16 protein-coding genes are annotated in these 23,925 nt (G+C 64.6%); 10 read left to right on the forward strand and 6 right to left on the reverse strand.

What is annotated here, in order from left to right; genetic code table 11:
• Positions 1-221: 221 nt before the first annotated feature.
• The 4 genes from fusA to ACN9MV_RS30615 all read right to left on the reverse strand — a co-directional run bounded on the left by fusA (position 222) and on the right by ACN9MV_RS30615 (position 7,169).
• The gene (gene fusA, locus ACN9MV_RS30600) at positions 222-2,240 is read right to left on the reverse strand and encodes an elongation factor G (protein WP_426390695.1); all 2,019 of its coding nucleotides are present in this window, start codon (positions 2,238-2,240) and stop codon (positions 222-224) included.
• Between the two features lie 461 nt (positions 2,241-2,701).
• Positions 2,702-3,403, reverse strand: a complete 702-nt coding sequence (kdpE, locus tag ACN9MV_RS30605) for a two-component system response regulator KdpE (protein WP_093080910.1) — start codon at positions 3,401-3,403, stop codon at positions 2,702-2,704.
• 4 nt (positions 3,404-3,407) lie between these two features.
• Positions 3,408-6,155 carry a DUF4118 domain-containing protein gene (locus ACN9MV_RS30610; protein WP_426390696.1) on the reverse strand — a complete coding sequence of 916 codons (2,748 nt, stop codon included), beginning with the start codon at positions 6,153-6,155 and terminating at the stop codon, positions 3,408-3,410.
• A 42-nt stretch (positions 6,156-6,197) separates the two neighbouring features.
• Positions 6,198-7,169, reverse strand: a complete 972-nt coding sequence (locus tag ACN9MV_RS30615; protein WP_093060015.1) for a LysR family transcriptional regulator — start codon at positions 7,167-7,169, stop codon at positions 6,198-6,200.
• Between the two features lie 137 nt (positions 7,170-7,306).
• Here ACN9MV_RS30615 and paoA point away from each other — a divergent pair, with 137 nt between their 5' ends.
• The 10 genes from paoA to ACN9MV_RS30665 all read left to right on the forward strand — a co-directional run bounded on the left by paoA (position 7,307) and on the right by ACN9MV_RS30665 (position 20,021).
• Complete coding sequence (gene paoA / locus ACN9MV_RS30620; RefSeq protein ID WP_097200658.1) at positions 7,307-7,951, forward strand: aldehyde dehydrogenase iron-sulfur subunit PaoA; 645 nt, start codon at positions 7,307-7,309, stop codon at positions 7,949-7,951.
• Positions 7,948-8,898, forward strand: coding sequence for an FAD binding domain-containing protein (locus tag ACN9MV_RS30625; RefSeq protein WP_426390697.1), 951 nt, complete (start codon positions 7,948-7,950; stop codon positions 8,896-8,898). Before paoA ends, ACN9MV_RS30625 begins: the two co-directional genes overlap by 4 nt.
• A 3-nt stretch (positions 8,899-8,901) precedes the next feature.
• Entirely contained in the window at positions 8,902-11,097 is a 2,196-nt protein-coding gene (gene paoC, locus ACN9MV_RS30630; RefSeq protein WP_426390698.1) for an aldehyde oxidoreductase molybdenum-binding subunit PaoC, read from the forward strand.
• Between the two features lie 131 nt (positions 11,098-11,228).
• A complete protein-coding gene (locus ACN9MV_RS30635; protein WP_426390699.1) occupies positions 11,229-11,939 on the forward strand; it encodes a cysteine hydrolase family protein in 711 nt (236 codons plus the stop codon).
• A gap of 39 nt (positions 11,940-11,978) precedes the next feature.
• On the forward strand, positions 11,979-12,866 hold the full coding sequence (locus tag ACN9MV_RS30640; protein ID WP_426390700.1) for a LysR family transcriptional regulator: 888 nt from the start codon (positions 11,979-11,981) through the stop codon (positions 12,864-12,866).
• Between the two features lie 209 nt (positions 12,867-13,075).
• Positions 13,076-14,185 carry an efflux RND transporter periplasmic adaptor subunit gene (locus ACN9MV_RS30645; protein ID WP_093060005.1) on the forward strand — a complete coding sequence of 370 codons (1,110 nt, stop codon included), beginning with the start codon at positions 13,076-13,078 and terminating at the stop codon, positions 14,183-14,185.
• Complete coding sequence (locus ACN9MV_RS30650; RefSeq protein ID WP_426390701.1) at positions 14,182-17,262, forward strand: MexW/MexI family multidrug efflux RND transporter permease subunit; 3,081 nt, start codon at positions 14,182-14,184, stop codon at positions 17,260-17,262. The genes ACN9MV_RS30645 and ACN9MV_RS30650 overlap by 4 nt, the downstream gene beginning before the upstream one ends.
• The gene (locus ACN9MV_RS30655) at positions 17,259-18,698 is read left to right on the forward strand and encodes an efflux transporter outer membrane subunit (RefSeq protein ID WP_426390702.1); all 1,440 of its coding nucleotides are present in this window, start codon (positions 17,259-17,261) and stop codon (positions 18,696-18,698) included. The genes ACN9MV_RS30650 and ACN9MV_RS30655 overlap by 4 nt, the downstream gene beginning before the upstream one ends.
• A gap of 36 nt (positions 18,699-18,734) precedes the next feature.
• Positions 18,735-19,403, forward strand: a complete 669-nt coding sequence (locus ACN9MV_RS30660) for a helix-turn-helix transcriptional regulator (protein WP_426390703.1) — start codon at positions 18,735-18,737, stop codon at positions 19,401-19,403.
• Between the two features lie 36 nt (positions 19,404-19,439).
• Positions 19,440-20,021 (forward strand): superoxide dismutase, encoded by a 582-nt coding sequence (locus ACN9MV_RS30665; protein WP_426390704.1) that lies wholly within the window; start codon positions 19,440-19,442, stop codon positions 20,019-20,021.
• Positions 20,022-20,136: 115 nt separating this feature from the next.
• On the opposite strand, the gene ACN9MV_RS30670 is transcribed toward ACN9MV_RS30665, so the two are convergent.
• A complete protein-coding gene (locus tag ACN9MV_RS30670; protein WP_426390705.1) occupies positions 20,137-21,936 on the reverse strand; it encodes a GNAT family N-acetyltransferase in 1,800 nt (599 codons plus the stop codon).
• A complete protein-coding gene (locus tag ACN9MV_RS30675; protein WP_426390706.1) occupies positions 21,906-23,696 on the reverse strand; it encodes a ThiF family adenylyltransferase in 1,791 nt (596 codons plus the stop codon). Before ACN9MV_RS30675 ends, ACN9MV_RS30670 begins: the two co-directional genes overlap by 31 nt.
• Positions 23,697-23,925: the final 229 nt, after the last annotated feature.

Below are 23,925 nucleotides of genomic sequence, written 5' to 3' on the forward strand. Positions count from 1 at the left end.
TGATCGATGGACGCGGCGGTCGATCGGCCCGCATAAGCGCTGCGCCTATGTGCGAATGGCACCGGGTACTCCCCGCAGCGAAATAAAGGAGGAGGCCGAAGGCCGGGGGACATTCGCGGAGGGGAGTACCCGGTGTCATTCGCACGCACCCCGAACACAACGCCCCGAAAGAAGACTGAAATAAAAAAGGGCGGCTCTTGCGAACCGCCCTTTCAATACCATCAGCTCTTCACAAGCGTGGCCATTTCACCCGCAGGCGCCACTTCATAGTGGTCGAACTGCATCGTGTACTGCGCACGGCCCGAAGACAGCGCGCGCAGGTTGCCGATGTAGCCGAACATCTCCTTCAGCGGCACATGCGCCTCGACGACCGCTGCGTTGCCGCGCGCCGTCTGGCCGCGGACCATGCCGCGCCGCCGGTGCAGGTCGCCGATGCAATCGCCGAGGTAGTCGGCGGGCGTGATGACTTCCACCGCCATCACCGGCTCCAGCACCTGCGGCCCGGCTTTCGCAGCCGCTTCACGGAAGGCCGCAGCGGCGGCTAGTTCAAAAGCCATCGCCGACGAATCACGCTCGTGATGGCTACCGTCCACCAGCGTGGCCATGAAGTCCACACACGGAAAACCGGCAACCACGCCCGATTGCGCGGCACGGCGGATGCCGGCCTCGACCGCGGGAATGAACTCGCGCGGAATGACGCCGCCCACCACCTGGCTCTCGAAGGCGATGCCTTCGCCACGCGCACGGGGCGCGAGACGCAGCTTCAGTTCCGCGAACTGACCGGGGCCACCGGTCTGCTTCTTGTGCACATGGTGCACCTCCACTTCTCTTGAAATCGTTTCCCGGTAGGCAACCTGCGGCCGCCCCACCGACACTTCGACGCCGTACTTCGCGCGCAGCTTCTCGATGGACACATCGAGCTGCAACTCGCCCATGCCCGACAGGATCGTCTGGCCCGATTCGGCGTCCTGCCTCAGTTGCAGGCTCGGGTCTTCCCGCAGCATCGCCTGCAGCGCCTTCGACAGCGCCTGCTGGTCGGCCTGCGCCTTAGGCTCGATCGCGACGTGGATCACCGGCTCGGGCACGCTGATCTCCTCCAGATGTACCGGATGATTCCGGTCGCACAGCGTGTGACCGGTCAGCGTGTCCTTCAGCCCGACGATGGCCGCGATGTCGCCGGCCACGAGCTCGTCGCGCTCGATGCGGTCGTCCGCATGCACTTCGTACAGCCGCGCAGCGCGTTCGATGCGGCCCGTCGTGGCATTGAGCATCGTGTCGCCACGCCGCAGCCTGCCGCTGTAGACACGCACAAACACCATCGCGCCATGGTCGTCGCTGGCGACCTTGAACGCGAGCGCCGCGAACGGCGCCTGTGGATCGCTGGCCATAGCCACTTCGCCCGGCTTCGGCAGCCAATCGACGATCGCGTCGAGCAGAGGTTCCACGCCGCGGTTGCGGAACGCCGAGCCTGCGAGCACGGGCACGAAGGCACTGGCCAGCACACCCTTGCGGATGCACGCGTGCAGCACGTCGGCCGACGGCTCTTCGCCATTCAGGTAGGCGTTCATTGCCGCTTCGTCCTGTTCGACCGCCAGCGCCACGAGCCGCTCCCGGCAACGCTGCGCCGGTGCCAGCATCTCTGCAGGCACGTCGACCACACGGTACGGCTGGCTCGCATCGTCCTTGTCCCAGACGAGTGCGCGCATGCCAACCAGGTCGACCACACCGCGGAAGTCACCCTCCGCGCCGATGGGCAGTTGCACGGCAACGGCCTTCACACCCAGGCGTTCTTCCATCATCGCGACCACGCGCGGGAAGTCCGCGCCGAGGCGGTCGAGCTTGTTGACGAAGGCGATGCGCGGCACGCGGTACTTGTCCGCGAGGCGCCAGTTCGTCTCGGTCTGCGGCTCCACGCCGGCCACCCCGTCGAACACGACGACCGCACCGTCGAGCACGCGCAGCGAGCGGTTCACTTCGATGTTGAAGTCGATGTGGCCGGGCGTGTCGATCAGGTTGATCTGCGTCGCGTTCCAGTGGACCGTGATGGCCGCGCTGCTGATGGTGATGCCGCGCGTCTGCTCCTGCGGCTCGAAGTCCATGCGGGCCGTGCCACGGCTGACGTCGCCGATGCGATGGCTCTCGCCGGCATAGAACAGGATGCGTTCGGTGGTCGTGGTCTTGCCCGCGTCGACGTGGGCAATGATGCCGATGTTGCGGAGGTTTCTGGGTTTCGGGTTCATAAGACGAATCTCTCTTTTCTTTCGGCCGAAGCTCGCTCTTTCGCGCTCTGCTTCGAAGGCCTGGTTGGCATGCGCCAGCCCCAGGGCAAGAAAAATTCGCCTGAGGGCTAGCGACGAACGGTGTCGTGCAATCTGCTGATGCGGCGGCCGGAGCCCGGGCGCACGGTGTCCACGCTCCGGCGGAGGCGAATCGTGGCGATCAGCTTGTCGTAGGTACGCATGGCGTTGTGAAGAATGAAGTGCAGCAAAACAAAAACCCCGGAGGGACGAACCTGCCGGGGTTTTCAATACCGGAAGGCGCACCGCCTTCCGAACGCGATCGAGGGCGATGTCAGGTGGCGATGCTCGCCTCGATGGCTTGGATGAATTTCATGGTGGGCTGGATTGTGGTGATGCCGGCGGGCAAAGGCAAGCGCGGCGACGTGCCCTGTTGGCTGGGAGTCACGGTGTTGCGGGAAGGCCTAAACCACCAACCGATACCCCACAGCCGTCTCAGTCAACAGATGCCGGGGCTGCGCAGGATCGGCCTCCAGCTTCTGCCGCAGATGCCCCATGTAGATCCGCAGGTAATGGCTCTGGTCGGAGTGCGACGGCCCCCACACCTCGCGCAGCAGTTGGCGCTGCGTCAGCACGCGCCCCGCGTTCGCGACCAGCACCGACAGCAGGCGGTACTCGGTAGGTGTCAGATGCACCTCGACGCCTGAACGCCGCACGAGGCGCGCGGCGCGGTCGAGCTCGATCTCGCCGAAGCGGAACAGCGCCTCGGGAGGTTCTTCGCTGCCGTTGCCACCTGCCGCTCGCGGACGGCGCAGGTTGGCTCGCACCCGCGCCAGCAATTCGCCGGTGCCGAAGGGCTTCGTCAGATAGTCGTCGGCGCCCGCGTCGAGCGCGGCGATCTTGTCGGCTTCATCTGTGCGCGCCGACAGCACGATGATCGGCACGGCCGACCAACCCCGCACGTCGCGAATCAGCGAGACGCCATCGCCATCGGGCAACCCGAGATCGAGCACCAGCAGATCGGGCTGCCGCGTGCCGGCCGCCGCCAGTCCATCGCGCAACGTGCCAGCCTCATGCACCACCCAGCCTTCGGCCTCGAGCGCGCCGCGTACAAAGCGGCGAATCTGCGGCTCGTCTTCGATCACGATGGCGATGGGGGTTGGCATGGGTTCAGAGTTGGGCTTCTGCCGGTTCGGGAGGCTCGCGGCGGGGCAAGGTGACCGTGAATTCTGCACCGCCGTCGCGCGCGTTGCCCGCAGCGATTTCGCCGCCGTGCGCGTTCACCACGGCCTTGCAGATCGCAAGGCCCAGGCCCACGCCGGGCGTGGCCGATTCGACCTCGCCGCGCGTGAACTTGTCGAACAGCTTCTGCTCGTGGCCCAGCAGCGCGGCAGACAGGCCGAGGCCGTGGTCGCGCACCGTCAGCACCAGCGTGCCGGGCTCGGCCCGTGCACCCACCACGATGGGCGGCGCGCCGTACTTGGTGGCGTTCTCCAGCAGGTTGACCAGCACGCGTTCGATCAGCACCGCGTCGAACTCGACCAGCGGCAGCTCGGGGTCGAGCGCGGTCTGCACGACGGTGTTGCCGAGCGACGTGCGCGCTGCGCGAATCGCAGAGCCCACCACCTCCTCCACCGACTGCCAGTCGCGCCGCAGGTTCACCGCACCGCCTGCAATGCCGCTTTCGAGCCGCGCCATGTCGAGCAGGTTGTTGACCAGCGCATGCAGTTCGTGTGCCTGCGCGACGATGGCGCGCGCGGTGTTGCCGTGCTCCTCGGGCGGCAGGGTCTGCAGCGATTCAGCCAGCACGATCAGCGCGGTGAGCGGCGTGCGCACGTCGTGCGAGATGGCGCCGAGCAGGGCGTTGCGCAAACGCTCCGACTCCATCTCGACCACGGCCTGCTGCGCCACCTCGACGTAGTGCACGCGCTCCAGCGCAATCGCGATCTGCCGCGCCAGCGTGTCGAGCTGCTGCGCCTGTTCGGGAATGAGCAGCCAGCGCGGCTGCGCGGGCGACAGTGCGAGCACGCCACGCACGCGCATCGGCGCCTGCAACGGCACGTAGTGCCAGGCCTGCGCCGCCAGCGTGGCGGTCGCAAGGCCGGCGGGCTGGGCATGGCGGAAGGCCCAGTCGGCCACCTGCGGGTCGAAGCCCTTGGGAGGGTCGGCGGGCAGCATCAGTTGATCGGCCGCGTCGGTCACCAGCACCAGTGCATCGCCGCCGAAGTGACCTTGCACAGCGGCGGTGCCGAGCGTGATCACCTGCGAGCTTTCCAGCGCGGCCGACAGTTCGCGCGTGAGCTCGAACAGCGAACGCGCGCGCCGCTCGCGGCTGGCCGACACGCCGGCCGCGAAGCGCAGCCCCGCCGTGAGCTGCCCCACCAGCAGGCCGACGCCGAGCATGATCGCGAAGGTCAGCACGTACTGCACGTCGCTCACGGCGAACGACAGGCGCGGCGGCACGAAGAAATAGTCGAAGGCCGCGACGTTGAGCAGAGCCGCCAGCGCCGCGGGCCCGCGCCCGAAGCGCATCGCCACGCCCACCACGCCGAGCAGGAACAGCATGACGATGTTCGACAGCTCCAGCACGTGGGCCAGCGGCGTGCAGATCAGCGTGAGCGCGATGCTGGTGGCAGCGGCCCATGCGTAGGCGGGCCAGTGGGTGGGCGCCTTCTCGTGATCGTCGCTGTCGATGCGCATGCCCTCCAGCTGGGTGCGCGACAGGCGGCGCGAGCTTTCCGCGCGGGCCACTTCCATGATGTCGAGCGCGGGTGCGCGTTGGGCCAGCGCACGCGCCAGCGGCTGCGCTCCCGCGGGCCACCAGCGGCGCCAGCCGGTGGCCGGTTCGGCGCGCCCCAGCACCAGCGTCGCGCAGTTGAGCCGGCGTGCCTGTTCGGCCAGCTGCTCCGCCACATCCGAGCCGGTGAGCACGGCGGTGGCCGCGCCCAGTTCTTCCGCCAGCTTGAGTACAGCAAGAGTCCGATCGCGCTCCGCCGCGGCCAGCCGCTGCAGCCTGGGCGTTTCGACATACACCGCATGCCAGCGCACATTGAGCTGGCCCGCGAGACGCGCCGCAGTGCGCACCGTCTGCGCCGCGCCTTCATGCGGGCCCACGCAGGCGAGGATCGCGCCCGAGGTGTTCCAGGCCTGCAGCTCGCGGCCCTGCCCGTTGCCGCCAGCGCCCGATTGCTCCACGCGCCAGCCGCGCACGTCGTCTTCCACATGCTCGGCGGTGCGGCGCAGTGCGATCTCGCGCAATGCGATCAGGTTGCCCTTGCGAAAGAAGTTCTGCGCAGCGCGCTCGGCCTGCTGCGGCAGGTAGACCTTGCCGGCCGCGAGCCGCGCCGTGAGTTCGTCGGGCGTGACGTCGACCAGCACCACCTCGTCGGCCTCGTCGAGCACGGTGTCGGGCACGGTCTCGTGCACACGCACGCCGGTGATCGCGCCGACCGTGCCGTTGAGGCTTTCGAGGTGCTGCACGTTGAGCGCAGACCACACCTCGATGCCGGCGGCCAGCAGCTCCTGCACGTCCTGCCAGCGCTTGGCGTGGCGCGAGCCGGGGGCGTTGGTGTGAGCCAGTTCGTCGACCAGCAGCACGGCGGGTTTGCGGGCGAGCGCGGCGTCGAGATCGAATTCGGCGAGGGTGCGGCCGCGGTAGTCCAGCTCGCGCAGCGGCAGCGCCTCCAGCCCCGTGAGCAGCGCGGCGGTCTCGCTGCGGCCATGGGTTTCGATCACGCCGATGAGCACGTCGCGGCCGGTGGCGCGCTCGCGCTGCGCCGCGCTCAGCATGGCCCAGGTCTTGCCGACACCGGCACTGGCGCCGAAGTAGATGCGCAGCTTGCCGCGCAATGCGCGCGCTTCGTCGTTTCGCAGTTGGGCCAGCAGGGCGTCGGGATCAGGGCGGGAAACGTCGTTCATCGGCGGCACAGGTTAGCGCATCGGATTGAATGTCGACTCACCCTAACGACGTGCATGTGCAAGCCGCCCTGCGGATTCCGCGGAACGCAGTTCTTCCGCCGTCAGCAGGTAGGCGGGGTTGTTGGTCAGCCGCTCGATGGCCAGGTCGATGAATGCCTTGGCGCGCGCGGGCTGGGCCGCGCGGCTTCCGTAGTAGACGAACACGGCCGAACGGTCGGCGGCGTGCTCGCTCAGCAGCGGTATCAGCCGCCCGGCCCGGATGTGCGCGCTGGCGCTCACGCTGGTCATCGAACCGATGACATGCCCGGCCAGCACCGCTTCGGTTTCCAGCGCTTCGTCGTTGACGCACAGTGCCGGAACGATGTGATGCTCGACGACATCCTCCCCGACCTTCACGTACCAGGGCATGACCTTGCCCGTGCTCGGGAGACGGAAGCCGCTGCAGCGATGCGCGGCCAGCGCGTTCAGGCTGTCGGGCGCGCCATGGCGATCAAGATACGACGGGGCCGCGCAGACGATGAGCTGGAGGCCGAACAGCCTTCGCGCAATGACGCCCTCGGCCGGCGACGGGCCGACGCGAAAACCCACGTCGACCCGGTCTTCCACCCAGTTGCCGATGCGGTCGTCCAGTTGCACGTCGGGCTGCACTTCAGGGTAAAGCCTGCAGAACTCGTCGAGCAGGGGCCAGAACACGGGAGCGAAGGTCGATCGCGGCCCCACGATGCGCAGCGGCCCGGCAATCTCGTCGGTTGCCCGGCGCGCCATGTGCAGGGCGCGCTGCAGACCGAGCAGCGCGGGCTGCGCGGCCTCCAGAAACTGCCGCCCCTCGTCTGTGAGCGCCATGCTGCGCGTGGTGCGATGGAACAGTCGCACACCCAGGTGCTGCTCCAGCTGGGCCAGGGCCTGGCTGGCGGCCTGCGGCGTCATCCCTTGCGCCGCGGCGGCCTGTCGCAGGCTGCCGAGTTCGGCCGTCCTGGCGAATGTGGCGATGGAACGCAGTTCATTGATAGGCATAAAGGCCTCCAGTGTGGCCGTCGATTATCAAGAGCAACTTGTCAGTGCATCAAGGCCGTTCCGCCTAGTTCGGCCCGGGGGTACCGGCCTACATTGGCGGATTGCAGTTGTTCGAGATGAAAGGCACGCGGCACGGCATGAATACCCCCGACGAACCCACCACCATCTCCAGGCGCGATCTGCTGATTGCCGGGGCCGCTTCGGCGGCAGTGGTCGCGGAGGCTCCAGCGGCCAACGCGGCGACGACACCCGCGCCAAAGCTCTCCGGCCTGTCGAAGACGACCATTGAAGTGAATGGCAAGACGCACGTCCTGACGCTGGACAACCGCACCACCCTGCTCGATGCGCTGCGCGAGCACCTGCACCTGACCGGCACCAAGAAAGGTTGCGACCACGGCCAATGCGGCGCCTGCACCGTGATGGTGGACGGCCGCCGCATCAACTCGTGCCTGACGCTGGCGGTAATGCATGAAGGCGCCAAGGTCACCACCATCGAAGGCCTGGGCAAGCCGGGCGCGCTGCATCCGATGCAGGCTGCCTTCGTGAAGCACGACGGCTACCAGTGCGGCTACTGCACGCCGGGGCAGATCTGCTCTGCCGTCTCCGTGCTGAACGAGATTCGCGAAGGCATCCCCAGCCACGTGAGTGCCGACCTGACGGCCAGGCCCCAGGTCACGGTGGTGGAACTGCGCGAGCGCATGAGCGGCAACATCTGTCGATGCGGGGCCTACAGCAACATCGTCGATGCGATCACCGAAGTGGCCGCGGGGAGAACGGCATGAAGTCCTTCACCTACGAGCGCGTGTCTTCGCCGACGGAAGCCGTCATGAGGGCGGCAAGGGTTCCGGGTGCGCGCTTCATCGCAGGCGGCACCAACCTGCTCGACCTCATGAAGCTGGAGATAGAGACGCCCGCTCACCTGATCGACGTCAACGGCCTGGGCTTCGACAAGATCGAAAGCACGCCCGACGGCGGCCTGCGCATCGGCGCGCTGGTGCGCAACACCGATCTTGCCGCCGACAGCCGCGTGCGGCGCGACCACGGTTTGCTGTCGCGCGCCCTGCTCGCCGGCGCATCGGGCCAGCTGCGTAACAAGGCAACGACCGCGGGCAACCTGCTGCAGCGAACGCGCTGCCCTTACTTCTACGACACCAACCAGGCCTGCAACAAGCGCCAGCCCGGCAGCGGCTGCTCGGCCATCGGCGGATACACCCGGCAGCATGCGATCGTGGGCACGAGCGATGCATGCATCGCGACACATCCCAGCGACATGGCCGTCGCGATGCGCGCGCTCGATGCGGCGGTGGAGACCATCCGCGCCGACGGCTCGCGGCGCACCATCCCCATCGCCGACTTCCACAAGCTGCCCGGCGCTACGCCGCATGTTGAAACAGCGCTGGCCCCCGGCGAGCTGGTCACGTCGGTCAAGCTCCCCGCACCGGTGGGCGGCAGGCACATCTATCAGAAGGTGCGCGACCGGGCCTCCTATGCCTTTGCACTGGTTTCGGTAGGCGCGATCGTGCAGCGCGACGGCAGTGCCCGCATTGCGGTGGGCGGCGTCGCACATAAACCGTGGCGCGTCGAGGCGGCGGAGGCCGAGATGCCTCGCGGCGCCAGGGCCGTGACCGCGGCATTGCTTGCCGGCGCCAAGCCCACTTCACAGAACACCTTCAAGGTGTCGCTGGTCGAGCGCACGCTCGATGCGGTGCTGACGCAAGCCAGGAGCTGAGCGATGAAGTTCGACACCCCCGCCACCACCAACCCCATCGACCAGCTGAAGGTGATCGGCCAGCCGGTGGACCGCATCGACGGTCCGCTCAAGACCGCGGGCACTGCCCCCTACGCATACGAGAGGCACGACGTTGTGGCCAACCAGGCCTACGGCTACATCGTCGGATCGGCCATTGCCAAGGGCCGGATCGTTTCGATCGACCTGAGCCGCGCGAAGGCCGCGCCGGGCGTGATCGCCATCGTCACGCATGAGAACGCAGGCAAGCTGGGCAAGGGCAACTTCAACACGGCCCGGCTGCTCGGCGGCCCCGTCATCGACCACTACCACCAGGCCGTTGCGCTCGTCGTCGCGCAGACCTTCGAGCAAGCGCGCGCCGCGGCGCAACTCGTTCAGGTGCAGTACGCACGCGCCGAAGGCAGCTTCGGCCTCGCGGATGCGAAAGCTTCGGCGGACCGCAAGACGATCAACCGCGACAACACCGTCGGCGACTTCGCCGGCGCATTCGCCAAGGCCGAAGTGCGGCTGGACCAGACCTACACCACGCCCGACCACTCGCACGCGATGATGGAGCCGCAAGCCACCATCGCCGCGTGGGATGGAGACAGGCTCACCGTGTGGACCTCGAACCAGATGATCGACTGGACCACCGGCGAACTCGCGAAGACGCTGGACATACCCAAGGACAAGGTCCACCTCATGTCGCCCTACATCGGCGGCGGCTTCGGCGGCAAGCTGTTCCTGCGGGCGGACACGCTGCTGGCGGCGCTGGGCGCGCGCATTGCGCGCCGGCCGGTCAAGGTCGCGCTGCAGCGCCCGCTGATCGCCAACAACACCACGCACCGGCCCGCGACGATCCAGCGCATTCGCATCGGCACCACTGCGCAGGGAAAGATCACCGCCATCGGCCATGAAAGCTGGTCCGGCAACCTGGTGGACGGCAAACCCGAGAACGCAGTGCAGCAGACGCGCCTGCTCTACGCGGGCGAACACCGGCTCACCGGCACCCGGCTGGCTCTGCTCGACCTGCCCGAAGGCAACGCGATGCGCGCACCGGGCGAGGCGCCGGGGCTGATGGCACTGGAGATTGCAGTCGACGAAATCTCGCAGCAACTGGGCATCGACCCCATCGAGTTCCGCGTGCTGAACGACACGCAGGTAGACCCGGCCAACCCGAGCCGTCCGTTCTCGCAGCGCCGCCTCATCGAGTGTTTGCGCACGGGTGCCGAGCGCTTCGGATGGAACAAGCGCAGCGCGCGGCCCGGCCTCGTGCGCGACGGCCGATGGCTCGTCGGCATGGGCGTGGCGGCGGCGTTCCGCAACAACCAGGTGATGAAGTCGGCCGCACGCGTGGCATTGGATGCGCGCGGCGTGGTGACGGTCGAGACCGACATGACGGACATCGGCACCGGCAGCTACACGATCATTGCGCAGACGGCCGCCGAGATGATGGGCGTGCCGCTCGAACGCGTGGTCGTGCGGCTCGGCGATTCGCACTTTCCCGCGTCCGCCGGCTCGGGCGGGCAATGGGGCGCCAACTGCTCGACGGCTGGTGTCTACGCTGCTTGCACCAAGCTGCGGGAGGCCGTCGCGCAGCGGGCGGGCCTTGACTCCGCCGGCGCCGTTTTCGCGGACGGCATGGTGCGCGCCGGTGGCCGCAGCGTGCCGCTCGCCGGTATCGCGGCTGGCGAGAGCATCGTCGCGGAAGACGTGCTGGAGTTCGGCAACCTCGACAAGCAGTACCAGCAGTCCACCTTCGGCGCGCACTTCGTGGAAGTCGGAGTCGACGCATTCACTGCCGAGATACGGGTGCGACGCATGCTCGCCGTCTGCGCCGCGGGCCGCATCCTCAACCCCAAGTCGGCGCGCAGCCAGGTCATCGGCGCGATGACCATGGGGGTAGGAGCCGCGCTCATGGAAGAACTCGCCGTGGACGAGCGCCTGGGCTTCTTCGTCAATCACGACCTGGCCGGCTACGAGGTGCCGGTGCATGCCGACATACCGCACCAGGAAGTGATCTTCCTGGACGAGACCGATCCGATCTCTTCGCCTATGAAGGCCAAGGGCGTTGGTGAGCTCGGCATCTGCGGCGTGGGTGCGGCAGTGGCGAACGCGATCCACAACGCCACGGGCATACGGGTGCGCGACTATCCGATCACGCTGGACAAGCTCATCAGCCGGATGCCCGACGCGGCTTGAATTGCATCCGCGTCCGGCGGCGGTGTGCGCAAGCCGCACAACACTTGTCGCCGTGCCGGCCTAGTCGCTGTCCGCTGCCGTTCCTAGACTTCCTCATCACTTTTGATGAATCTCTTCCAGGAACAACAACCATGTCAGGACTCTCTCGCCGCGGACTCATGAGCGTATTGGCCGTGCCCTGCGCGGCCGGCATCGTCGGCACTTCCGCTGCCGCACCCGTGTCTTCCCCCGCACCGACGCCGACCCTTCGCGCCATGTCGGGCGCGAAACCTCTGCAGCAGTTGAACGGCAAGGCCACCGCCTTGCTGGTGATCGACTTCCAGAACGAATACTTCACCGGCCGCATGCCCATTGCCGACGCATCGGATGCCGTCGCCCGCACGAAGCGCCTGCTGGCGTGGGCGGACCGGCACGCTTTCCCCGTGTTCCAGATACAGCACGTGGCGCCGGCGGGCTCCGCGACATTCGCCCAGGGCGGCGACACCGTGAAGTTCCACGCAGACATGCAACCGAGGGCGCGCGATACGGTCGTGCAGAAGACCACCGTCAGCGTGTTCGCAAGCACCGACATCGCGCAGCGCCTGCGCTCGGCCGGTGTCCAGACCCTCGTCATCACCGGGCTCATGACCCACGCATGCGTGGCTGGTGCGGCCCGTGACGCCGCTGTGCAGGGCTTCGACGTGGTGGTGTCGTCCGATGCCACGGCCACCCGGTCGATCCGCCGCGAGAACGGCGACACCGTTTCGCACGACAGCCTGCATCGCGCAGCGCTGGCCGAGATCGAGGACACCTTCGGCGAGGTGCTGACGACCGCGCAGATCCTGGCATTGCCGGTTGCCTGAAAATGCGAGAAATCTAAGGAACCCGCGGGAGGGCGGCGCATGGATCAGGTGAAGGCGATGCGCGCCTTTCAACGCATCGCGCAGGCGAAGAGCCTTTCGTCGGCGGCGCAGTCGCTGGGAACCACGCACTCCAGCCTGTCGCGCCAGTTGCAGGCACTGGAGGCGTCGCTCGGCGCGCAGCTGGTGCGGCGCGACACGCGCGGTATCACGCTGACCGAAGCGGGGCATCGCTATCTCGCCGCCTGCACGGACATCCTCTCGCGACTGGATGCGGCCCATGCCGATGCGGCGGCGGATAGCAAGGCGCCCTCGGGAACACTGAAGGTAAGCATGCCGCTCTCGATCGCGACGCTGGAGCTGCCGGACTGGCTGCCGGCCTTTCAGGCGCGGCATGCAGGCATCCGACTGGAAGTCGTTTGCACCGACCGCTTCACCAAGCTGGTCGCCGAAGGCATCGACGTCGCGCTGCGCATCAGCGCCGAGCTGGAAGATGCCTCGATGATGGCGCGGACGCTGGCCATCTCCGACATGGTGCTGGTCGCCGCGCCACGCTATCTGGCCGAGCACGGCCTGCCCCGCACGCCGGAAGACTTGTCGCAGCACCAGTGCCTGCAGCACAACGGGCCGGAAAGCCCTGCGCACTGGACCCTCCACCTGCGCGACGGCCAACAGCAAACGCTCAAGCCGGATGCGCGCTTCGCGTGCGACACGATCACCGCGCTGTATTCGGCCGCGAAATGCGGGCTGGGCATTGCGGCGCTGACATGGCACACGGCGCGCGCCGATCTTCAGGCAGGCGCGCTGGTACGCGTTCTGCCGGAGGTCACGCTCGGTCAGCGCACTTACGCGGCGCTCTATCCGCGCACGCGGCACGTGCAGCCCGCGGTGCGCGCCTTCATCGATTTCATGGCGACTCACTACAGATAGATAGCAAGGCACCGGGTTGTCACAACCCGGGTGGGTGGCGCGTCTTCTTCAGGTCAGCGGGAATCCCCGCGCAACCCTGGAGAACTCGACATGCACAGCCTTGCACAAATAGCCCCGGCCTATGACGGCCATTGCCACGCCTTCATCGACAGGCCATCGGCATCTTTTAATAATCAAAGTACTTTCTTTGATTAATAATGGACGTCGTAATGAACAAGCAATCAAGGGCGTGGCTAGGCGCCGGCCTCGCGACATTGGTAATTGGGGGAGCCGGCTACGGGCTCGTCACGAAGCTCACGCCGGCGCATGCGGAGGGTGGCGGCAGGCCGCCGGCCAAGGTGGCGGTGGCCACCGCGCAGAAGACGGAGGTGGCACGCTTCCTCAGCGGCATCGGCACGCTGGAGGCCAACCGGCAGGTCGAAGTGCCGGCGGAAGTGGAAGGCCGCGTTGCGAAGATTCTCTTCACGCCCGGCGGCGAAGTGCGCGCGGGGCAGCTGCTGGTGCAGCTCAACGACGCACCCGAGCAGGGCGACCTGGAGCGCCTGACGGCCCAGCGCGCCAATGCCAAGGCACTGCTCGACCGCACGCGCCGCCTGGTGCCGCAGCAGGCGGCCACGCAGGAACAGCTCGAACAGGCGCAGGCCGCCTTCGACCAGGCCAGCGGCGACCTGCGGCGCGTGCAGGCGCTGTTGGAGCAGAAGCGCATCAAGGCGCCGTTCGACGGCGTGCTCGGCATCCGCCGCGTCAACCTCGGCCAGTTCGTGCGGGCCGGCGATGCGCTGGTGTCGCTCACCGACAGCCGCACGCTGTTCGCCAACCTCACGCTGCCCGAAACCGCGCTGCCCGTGCTCAAGCGCAACCAGCAGGTGGCGCTCTCGGTCGACGCCTATCCGGGGCGCGTGTTCCAGGGACGGCTCAGCACCATCGAGCCGCAGATCGGCAGCGACACGCGCACGGTGCGCCTGCAGGCCACCATCGACAACGCCGACGGCGCCCTCACGCCGGGCATGTTCGTCAACGGCAAGGTCGCGCTGCCAGCGCGTGCCGACGCCATCACCGTGCCCGAGACGGCCATCACCTACAGCACGCACGGCGACTCGGTCTTCGTGGTGCGGCCCGCCGAAAAGGGCGACGGCTTCACGGCGCAGCAGGTGTTCGTGAAAGCCGGCGAGCGGCAGGACGGCCTGGTCGTCATCGAGAAGGGCCTGATGCCCGGCGACAAGGTCGTCACCTCCGGCCAGCTGCGCCTGTACACCGGCGCCGCCGTGATGCCGACTGCAAAAGACACGCTGGCCGTCGCGCAGGAATCGAAGTCATGAAGTTCACCGACCTCTTCGTGCGCCGCCCCGTGCTGGCGCTGGTGGTGAGCACGCTCATCCTGCTGCTCGGCGCGCGTGCGCTGGGCGACCTGCCGGTGCGGCAGTACCCGCTGACCGAGAGCACCACGCTCACCATCACCACGCAGTACCCCGGCGCCTCGCCGGAGCTGATGCAGGGCTTCGTCACGCAGCCGATCGCGCAGGCGGTGGCGACCATCGAGAACGTCGACTACCTCTCGTCGTCTTCCACGCTGGGCCGCAGCGTGATCAGCGTGCGCATGAAGCTCAACGCCGATGCCAACCAGGCGCTCACGCAAGCCATGGCGCAGGTCAGCCAGGTGAAGTACCGGTTGCCGGCCGAGGCCTTCGACCCGGTGATCCTGAAGTCGTCGGGCGAGGCCACTGCCGTGGCCTATGTCGGCTTCTCCAGCAAGACGATGCCGATGCCGGCGCTCACCGACTACCTCTCGCGCGTGGTGCAACCGCAGTTCGCCTCCATCACCGGTGTCTCCGGCGTCGAGGTGTCGGGCGGGCAGACGCTCGCCATGCGCGTGTGGCTCGACCCCAACCGCATGGCCGCGCGCGGCATCTCGGCCGGCGAACTGGCCGACGCGCTGCGCCAGAACAACGTGCAGGCCGCGCCCGGGCAGGTGAAGGGCCTGTACGTGGTGTCGAACATCCGCGTGAACACCGACCTGGTGAACGTGGCCGAGTTCCGCGACATGGTCATCAAGCGCGACGGTGATGCCATCGTGCGCCTGGGCGACGTGGCCACGGTGGAGCTGGGCGCTGCAAGCGCCGACAGCAGCGCGACGATGGACGGCGTGCCCGCCATCTACCTCGGCCTGCAGGCCGCGCCCAACGGCAACCCGCTGGTGATCGTGAAGCGCATCCGCGAGCTGCTGCCCGGTATCAAGCAGAACCTGCCGCCGGGCGTTGAAGTGCAGTTGCCCTTCGAGCTGGCGCGCTTCATCGAGGCTTCCATCGACGAGGTACGGCACACGCTGCTCGAAGCCATCGCCATCGTGGTGATCGTGATCTTCCTGTGCCTGGGCTCGATCCGCGCGGTGCTCATTCCGGTGGTGACGATTCCGCTGTCGATGCTGGGCGCGGCCGCGCTGATGCTGCTGTTCGGCTTCAGCATCAACCTGCTGACGCTGCTGGCGATGGTGCTGGCCATCGGGCTGGTGGTGGACGACGCCATCGTGGTGGTGGAGAACGTGCACCGCCACATAGAAGAAGGCAAGTCGCGCGTGCAGGCCGCGTTGATCGGCGCGCGCGAAGTGGCCGGCCCGGTGATCGCGATGACGCTCACGCTCGCCGCGGTGTACGCACCCATCGGGCTCATGGGCGGGCTCACCGGTTCGCTCTTCAAGGAGTTCGCCTTCACGCTGGCGGGTGCGGTGGTGGTGTCGGGCGTGATCGCGCTCACGTTGTCGCCGGTGATGAGCTCGTTCCTGCTGCCGCAGGACACCGCAGGCAGCCGCATGGCGCGCGCTGCCGAGGCCTTCTTCCACCGGCTCGCCACGGGCTATGGCCGGCTGCTCGACGTGTCGCTGCACCACCGCTGGGTGACCGGCGCGTTCGCGGCGCTGGTGCTGGTGAGCCTGCCCTTCCTCTACAACGCGGCGCAGCGCGAGCTGGCCCCAGGTGAAGACCAGGCCATGGTGCTCACGGCCATCAAGTCGCCGCAGCACGCGAACATCGACTACGTCGAGAAGTTCGGCAAGAAGTGGGACGAGGTGTTCGCCACGCTGCCCGAGAACACCGGCCGCTGGCTCATCAACGGCTCGGACGGCGTGTCGAACAGCATCGGCGGCGTGCAGCTTTCCGACTGGAAAGACCGCAAGCGCAACGCCGACCAGATCCAGGGCGACACGCAGGGCCGCATGAACGACGTGGAAGGCAGCAGCGTCTTCGCGTTCCAGCTGCCCTCGCTGCCGGGCTCTACCGGCGGGCTGCCGGTGCAGATGGTCATTCGCAGCGCGGGCGATCATCGCACCGTGTTCGAGGCGATGGAAGCGCTGAAGAAGTCGGCGCGCGACAGCGGCAAGTTCGCCGTGGTCGACAGCGACCTGGAATTCAACAACCCCACGGTCGAGATCCGCGTCGACCGAGCCAAGGCCAACAGCATGGGCGTGACGATGAAGTCCATCGGCGACACGCTGGCTGTGCTGGTGGGCGAGAACTACGTCAACCGCTTCGGCATGGACGGCCGCTCGTACGACGTGATCCCGCAGTCGCCGCGCGAGCAGCGGCTCACGGCCGAGGCGCTGTCGCGCTACTTCGTGAAGAGCGCGAGCGGCCAGCCCGTGCCGCTGGCCAACCTGGTGCAGTTGTCGACCAGCGTGGGGCCCAACAAGCTCACGCAGTTCAACCAGCTCAACGCGTCCACCTTCCAGGCCATTCCGATGCCCGGCGTGACCATGGGCGACGCGGTGGCCTTCCTGAGCGAAGAGGCGAAGAAGCTGCCGGCCGGCTTCAGCTACGACTGGCAGTCGGACGCTCGGCAGTTCACGCAGGAGGGCTCGGCGCTGGTGATGGCTTTCGTGTTCGCCATCGTGGTGATCTACCTGGTGCTGGCCGCGCAGTACGAGAGCCTGCGCGACCCGCTGATCATCCTGATCAGCGTGCCGATGTCGATCTGCGGCGCGCTGGTGCCGCTGGCGCTGGGCTTCGGCACCATCAACATCTACACGCAGATCGGGCTGGTGACGCTGATCGGGCTCATCAGCAAGCACGGCATTCTGATGGTGGAGTTTGCCAACGAGATCCAGGTGCACAAGGGCTTCGACCGGCGCGCGTCGATCGAGGAGGCCGCACGCATCCGGCTGCGCCCCATTCTTATGACCACGGCCGCGATGGTGATGGGCCTTGTGCCGCTGCTGTTTGCCAGCGGCGCGGGTGCCAACAGCCGCTTCAGCATCGGCCTGGTGATCGTGGTCGGCATGCTGGTGGGCACGCTGTTCACGCTGTTCGTGCTGCCCACGATGTACACGCTGCTGGCGCGCGACCACCGCGCGGCGGGCCACTCGCAGCGCGCGGCCGAACTCGATGCGCTGGCCGAAGGAGCATGACCATGAACCGACTCTTTTCCTACGCCGCTCCCTTCGCATTGAGCATGCTGGTGCTGGCCGGCTGCGCCGTCGGGCCGGACTACAAGGCGCCGGCCGACGCACCCGTTGCCATCACTGCGCCCGAGCGCTCGCTGTTCGCCGACGACGCGGTGCAGCGTGACTGGTGGCGCCAGCTCGACGATCCGCAGCTCGACGCGCTGATCGACCGCGCACTGGCCGAGAACCACGACATCCGCATCGCGCAGGCCCGGCTGCTCGAAGCCCGCGCCACGCAGACCGAGGCGGAGCTCGACCGGCTGCCGGTCGTGACCGCCGTTGCGAGCAAGACGCGCAGCATTGCGCAAGGCAACAGCGGCACGCAGCCTGATGTGCGTTCGCTGTCGCAGAGCAGCCGCGCGGGCTTCGACGCCTCGTGGGAAATCGATTTGTTCGGCCGCCTGAAGCGGCTCGACGGGGCAGCGACCGCGCGCACCGAGGCCAGCGCCGCCGATCTCGAACAGGTGCGCATCGTTGCCGTGGCCGAGCTGGCGCGCAACTACTACGAGATGCGCGGCGCCGAGCAACGCATTGCCGTGACGCGCAGCACGCTCGACAGCCTGCGCCAGAGCCTGCGCGTGACCGAGGCGCAGGTGCAGACCGGCCGCGGCCTCGAAGGCGACCTCGCGAGCGCGCAGGCCAACCTGGCAACCACCGAAAGCCAGCTGCCCGCGCTCGAAACCACACGCCGGCAGTCGGCCTACCGCGTCGCGGTGCTGGCCGGCCTGCGCCCCGGCGAGCTGGAGTCGATGCTGCAACCGCGCCAGCTGCGCGTGCTCGACAAGCGCCTGCCCATCGGCGACCTGGCCGAACTGCTGCGCCGCCGGCCCGACGTGCTGCGCGCCGAGCGCGGCCTGGCGGCCAGCACGGCCGACGTGGGCGCGGTCACGGCCGAGCTGTATCCGCGCTTCGACATCGGCGGCTTCCTGGGCTTCGTCGCGCTGCGGGGCTCCGACCTGGGCAGTTCGCCGAGCCGCGCCTTCAGCGTGACGCCGGGCGTGAGCTGGCCGGCTCTGCGGCTGGGCTCGGTGAAGGCCCGCGTGCGTGGCGCCGTGGCCCGCGCCCAAGGCGACCGCGCGCTCTACGAGCAGACCGTGCTGCGCGCCATCGAGGACGTGGAAGGCGCCCTCACCGGCTACGGTCAGAACCAGTTGCGCCTGCAGCGGCTGGTGGAAGCCTCCGCCCGCAGCGGCCGCGCCGCCGAGCTGGCCGAGGTGCGCTACCGCGAAGGGGCCGCGCCCTACCTGAGCGTGCTCGATGCGCAGCGCACCCTGCTGCGCGCGCAAGACGCGGTGGCCGAGGCGGAAACCGCCTCGTACACCAGCCTCGTCGCGCTCTACAAGGCGCTGGGCGGCGGCTGGCAAGCACCCGCCGCTGCGAAGGGAGTGCCAACCACCTGACAATGGCGCTGTTTCCTCCCTACGACCGAATCCGCCATGTCCGCCCCCGATGCCAAGCCCACCTGGATGCCGCACCAGCCGGCAGACCGCATCCTCTCGACGCTCAAGACCCGCGGCGCGCTCGGCATTCCCGACATCGCCAAGGTGCTGAACGTCACTGTGGAGGCGGTGCGCCAGCAGATGGCCAAGCTGGAAGCCGAAGGCCTGGTCGACGCCGAGAGCCGCTCCAGCGGCCGCGGCCGGCCCACGCAGATCTGGCGGCTCACGGGCGAGGGCCACAAGCGCTTTCCCGACACGCATGCCGAGATGACGGTGCAGATGATCAGCGCCGTCATCAGCGTGTTCGGCGAGAAGGGCATGGACCAGCTCATCAGCGCGCGCGAAGCCACCATGCGCACCAACTACACCGAGGCCATGCGCGGCGCGCGCAGCCTCAAGGCGCGGCTGGAGCGGCTGGCGGAAATCCGCAGCCGCGAGGGCTACATGGCCGAGTTCCGGCCCGACGAACAGGGCAAGGGTTTTCTATTCATCGAGAACCACTGCCCCATCTGCACCGCGGCGCAGGCCTGCACGGGCTTGTGCCGCAGTGAGCTGCAACTCTTCGACGAAGTGCTGGGGCCCGACGTGAGCGTCAGCCGCGTCGAACACGTGCTGGCGGGCGCGCGAAGGTGCGCCTACCGGGTCGAACCCAAGGCGAATGCCTGACTCTGTTTTTTCAGCAACCACCACAAGGAAACCACGATGGAACACAAGCTCCCACCCCTGCCGTACGCCCTCGATGCGCTGGCACCCGAGTATTCGAAGGAAACCCTCGAGTACCACTACGGCAAGCACCACAACGCCTACGTGGTGAACCTCAACAACCTGCAAAAGGGCACCGAGTTCGAGTCGCTCACGCTTGAAGAGATCATCAAGAAATCCAGCGGCGGCATCTACAACAACGCTGCCCAGATCTGGAACCACACCTTCTTCTGGAACTGCATGAAGCCCCAAGGCGGCGGCGCTCCCACCGGCGCGCTGGCCAAGGCCATCGATGCCAAGTGGGGCAGCTACGACGCGTTCAAGGAAGCCTTCGTGAAGTCGGCCGTGGGCAACTTCGGTTCGGGCTGGACGTGGCTGGTGAAGAAGGCCGACGGTTCGGTGGACATCGTGAACACCGGCGCCGCGGGCACGCCGCTGACCACTGCAGACACCGCGCTGCTGACGGTGGACGTCTGGGAACACGCCTACTACATCGACTACCGCAACCTGCGCCCGAAGTTCGTCGAGACCTTCCTGGCCAAGCTGGTGAACTGGGACTTCGCGGCGAAGAACTTCGGCTGAACACCGAGGGACAACATCCTCAATCGTTGATCGGGTCGGGGATGATGAGTATCGGATTCCTGAAGCAGACTGAAACAGGCGATACCCCGCCCTCCGAACCGAGCATCTGCACCGGCTAGCACCCTGAAGTCCAGAAGGCCGGAAGGTCGGTGCCGTCCTGCAAGGACAGCGCGTACAGATGCTGATCGTGACGCGTATCGCCTATTTTTTCCGCGAGCTTGAGCAACCCCTCGCGAGAGAACCCAAGTCGCTCTGCGACGCGTTGACTCCTCTTGTTGGTAACGGCGCACTTTATTACGTAGCGTCGCAGCAATTGCTGCTGAGCGAAAGTCCGCACAAGTGCGCCAACTGCCGATGAAGCAACGCCCTTTCCGCGAGCGGACTCATCCAGCCAGTATCCAATTTCACCTGATTCGTTTCCAAGATCAAGCGTGTTGAACGACACGACACCTACAAGGTGATCATTACACCAGATTCCGTAAGCTGCTTCTACCTTGTTTTGCATCCCGATTTCACAGGAAATGCAAAATGAAATTGTGTCCTCAAGGGAATCAACAAATCTCGGCCAATGCAATTGTTGCGACAAGCTTGATTTGTTTTTCTCTATCAAACAATGCAATACGGAGGCATTTCCTCGGGCAATAGCTCGCAACTCCAGGCCTTCTTCAATCGCGATGACAAGGGGGAAGGAATTTATCGAACTAACATCCAATGATCGAAATTTTCCCTCCGACACACGATGACGAAGCAAAATTACATTTTTCCCCGCAACACCCCAGATTGGAATCGCTGGGCGAATCCATGCTGTTGCAGACGGAATATCGTAGGCGCCACACCCTCTAATCAAGATCGCATCGCCAGCCTGTGTTTCGGAGTCAATTTCATGTACACCACCGAGATAGTCCGATTCAAAACAGTTTGCACCCGACAAATAGAACGATTTACGTGCCTGCTGCGGCCTCTCCAGAATCGGCTCGAGACGATGAGCCCACGAATGAATCGAAAAAGCCTGATTGACACTTGCATCACAAAAAAGAATTCTCCTCCCGTTTCTGCTTTTCTCGTGCGAAATGGTGCTGACAAGGTACCCGTCATCTTCGACCAAATGGCGTCCGGGTTCAAGTATTATCTTGAGTTTGAATTTTTTATCAATTAACTCAGCGAGGCACTGAGAAATGCCTCTCAGGTAACTTTCAATAGTTGAAATCTCGAGAAACGTCGATGCGGAGTTTGCGGGATATCCTCCCCCCAGATCGATCCACCCGGTTTCCGGAAGATGCGAATTTATGAATTCAGCATAAAAAACCAGTGCCTCCTTGAGGCTCGATTCATCAAGCATATTTGAACCAACATGCAGATGCACGCCACCCAACAGAAAACGGCCGGCATTGGTTAATTCTGCGACTTGCTCCAATTCCTTTCGATCAAATCCAAATCGAGACGCACCCATTTTCTTGCCAAAATGAGTCAACCGTATTCCGATGCATGGCACGGAAATTTGATGCAAGCCCGCTGTTTCAATAATCGCCCTCAACTCCTCAAGCGAATCCGCATGGATTCTGATGCCGTTTTTTAGGGCAAATTCAATCTCCTCCCGTCCCTTTACGGGGCCGTCGAAAATAATTCTGTCCAACGAAAATCCATCTGCCACCGCAGCTTTGATTTCCGCCAATGAAGCTGCCTCAGCCGACCATCCCAGGGCATTGAAAATCTGAAGCAGGGAGCGAAGATTGTTGGTTTTTATGGAGTAGGCGATTTCGCATTTTTCGAAATTCAAAAAAGCCAATCGTTGAAACTCTTTCGCCTTACCCTCTATCGCATTCAAGTCCAAAAAATAAAAAGGAGTTTTCTCTCCCTGCTGTAGCAGGCCAGCAATGACCTCTTTTACTGATGCGGAAATTTTTCGTTGCGCCATACCTGTATCGCCAATCCTTGATATTTTCTTTGCTTATTCGCAGCCAACCGCATGGCCAAGATTTTTTCGTACGCCGCCCATAGCACCTCAGGCGCGGCACCGGTTAGGTCATGCTGAGACTCAAAGACGATTCGACGGACCTCCATCGCAATGACGTCATCAGAATAAACCGGCAGGCCTTCCACCTCTTGATTAGTCAGAGAGAATCCGGCAGTTTCAAAAAAATTATTCCACCACAGCTCACTCCAGAAAGGCCGCGGCCTGAAGCCGACGTGCAATTCAATTGCATCGAGGACATCGACCGGAGGCTCCTGAGAGTAGAAAAAACTGGACACGCAAAGAATTCCACCACCCCTTAAAACTCGACGAACCTCGTTGATCGCAGCCTGCTGGTTTTGAATGAAGGCAAAAGTGCATCCTGCCAAGATATGAGTGAATTCAGAATCTTTAAAAGATAAATTTTCCGCGTCTCCACTCTCGAATTGAAGGTGCGATACACCATCCCTGGCCGCCATATTTTTTGCCGACTCTATTGCGCACATCTCCACATCAATACCAACTCCACTGCAGCCGGTTAGCTTTGCCGTATTTCTGGAGCTATATCCAGTCGAACAGGCAAGGTCCAAGATGGATGATTTTTCCTTGATATTCCCCTTATTTATCCAATATCGAATGGTCTTTTCCCCGCCAGGAGGGGAATTTTCTTGACGCAAATAACCGACAAGCGCAGGATAACTTGTCTTTTTAATTAGATCTGGCGTCCAACCAATAAGCGGCCTGGATTGTTCTTCCAAGGCAGAGCGGAAACGCGAGAAATGCTGACGCGGGAATTCAGTCGAATCCCAAAGGGAGCTCAACTCAAAGTTATCGCCAAGATCTCCCCCTATGGACTGAATGGCCAACGACGAGACTATTCCGGCTATTTCCGTGTTTGACGGGCCAAAACTGGGCCCAATAAATCCAGGCACCCTTTCCCATTGAATTGCAGAGTCACTATTTCTCGAGGCAGCGCCCCTACTTACGGTTGAATAGTGATGCATATAGCCGCATTCGATAATTCTTGTTTGACCGGAGGTTTTTAAAGACCTCCCAAGCCCCAAAGGATTATCCGCAGAAATTATCACAAGACTGAAAGATTTCGCCAACCTTTCCAGCTCTTTCTCGCCGACAAAATCACTGGATGTGCTACATACGACTTCTGGAAACCTATCCTCGATCAAGGAACTTAGTACATCAATTTTCTTTTTCCCCACGTCTGCCATGCGCCACATGAATTGCCTGTTCAAATTGCTGGGCTCAATAACGTCGCCATCGACCAGTCGCAATTCCTTCACTCCTGCGCCCGCGAGATTCATAGCGACTAGCGAGCCGATTCCTCCGCAGCCCACGATTAAAATTCGACTATTCGCTATGTTCAGCATTCGATCGAGAAATTCTCGGCAATTTCTTCCCGTCGCCATCAAATAAGATGCTGTGCGACTGGTTCGATCGATTGCTAAATATTTTTTAGCCTCCGCGATTTCATCGACCGTGCCGAACAATATTGCACCCGAATCAATTAGCGCCTTCCAGAAATCCTCTCTTGAGTGGCTTTGGGCTCTGACGATATGATGAGGACCGTAAATATACAGTGGGCCATCTAGCTCCTGCCCCCAGACCGTTGAAGGTCGGAGCAAGCCGATAGGCCTGTCGTTTACGACAATGACTCGATCCACTATTTTTTCTGGATCTCGCTCTGTCATATTTGAAAAATGGTTCATTGGATAAAAGGCCCCTCGGTTAACAAGGAGCCTTCTCTGCTCCTTTAATTGCAGTAGGGCATCCCCTGCAACATCCACTCCGCTGCTGGTCCACAGCCTCTTCCAAACGCTACAACCTCATGAGGTTGCCCTTCTTTCACGATATCGATTGGAGACTGCGGTTGGTGTACGGTTTCTTGCAGCGGTACCTGCATTGCCTGCGCTTGTGCAGTTGCGAGAAGCAACCCAG

Origin of the sequence: Variovorax sp. R-27 (genome assembly GCF_049913215.1) — a bacterium.
Classification (GTDB): Bacteria; Pseudomonadota; Gammaproteobacteria; order Burkholderiales; family Burkholderiaceae_C; genus Variovorax.

Excerpts from the sequence above, each read along its gene's own strand:
- kdpE (WP_093080910.1), bottom strand. The coding sequence starts at position 3,403 with ATGCCAACCCCCATCGCCATCGTGATCGAAGACGAGCCGCAGATTCGC.
- ACN9MV_RS30610 (WP_426390696.1), bottom strand. The coding sequence starts at position 6,155 with ATGAACGACGTTTCCCGCCCTGATCCCGACGCCCTGCTGGCCCAACTG.
- ACN9MV_RS30655 (WP_426390702.1), top strand. The coding sequence starts at position 17,259 with ATGACCATGAACCGACTCTTTTCCTACGCCGCTCCCTTCGCATTGAGC.
- ACN9MV_RS30635 (WP_426390699.1), top strand. The coding sequence starts at position 11,229 with ATGTCAGGACTCTCTCGCCGCGGACTCATGAGCGTATTGGCCGTGCCC.
- ACN9MV_RS30645 (WP_093060005.1), top strand. The coding sequence starts at position 13,076 with ATGAACAAGCAATCAAGGGCGTGGCTAGGCGCCGGCCTCGCGACATTG.
- ACN9MV_RS30675 (WP_426390706.1), bottom strand. The coding sequence starts at position 23,696 with ATGAACCATTTTTCAAATATGACAGAGCGAGATCCAGAAAAAATAGTG.
- paoA (WP_097200658.1), top strand. The coding sequence starts at position 7,307 with ATGAATACCCCCGACGAACCCACCACCATCTCCAGGCGCGATCTGCTG.
- ACN9MV_RS30670 (WP_426390705.1), bottom strand. The coding sequence starts at position 21,936 with ATGGCGCAACGAAAAATTTCCGCATCAGTAAAAGAGGTCATTGCTGGC.
- ACN9MV_RS30625 (WP_426390697.1), top strand. The coding sequence starts at position 7,948 with ATGAAGTCCTTCACCTACGAGCGCGTGTCTTCGCCGACGGAAGCCGTC.
- ACN9MV_RS30640 (WP_426390700.1), top strand. The coding sequence starts at position 11,979 with ATGGATCAGGTGAAGGCGATGCGCGCCTTTCAACGCATCGCGCAGGCG.
- ACN9MV_RS30660 (WP_426390703.1), top strand. The coding sequence starts at position 18,735 with ATGTCCGCCCCCGATGCCAAGCCCACCTGGATGCCGCACCAGCCGGCA.
- ACN9MV_RS30615 (WP_093060015.1), bottom strand. The coding sequence starts at position 7,169 with ATGCCTATCAATGAACTGCGTTCCATCGCCACATTCGCCAGGACGGCC.
- paoC (WP_426390698.1), top strand. The coding sequence starts at position 8,902 with ATGAAGTTCGACACCCCCGCCACCACCAACCCCATCGACCAGCTGAAG.
- fusA (WP_426390695.1), bottom strand. The coding sequence starts at position 2,240 with ATGAACCCGAAACCCAGAAACCTCCGCAACATCGGCATCATTGCCCAC.
- ACN9MV_RS30665 (WP_426390704.1), top strand. The coding sequence starts at position 19,440 with ATGGAACACAAGCTCCCACCCCTGCCGTACGCCCTCGATGCGCTGGCA.
- ACN9MV_RS30650 (WP_426390701.1), top strand. The coding sequence starts at position 14,182 with ATGAAGTTCACCGACCTCTTCGTGCGCCGCCCCGTGCTGGCGCTGGTG.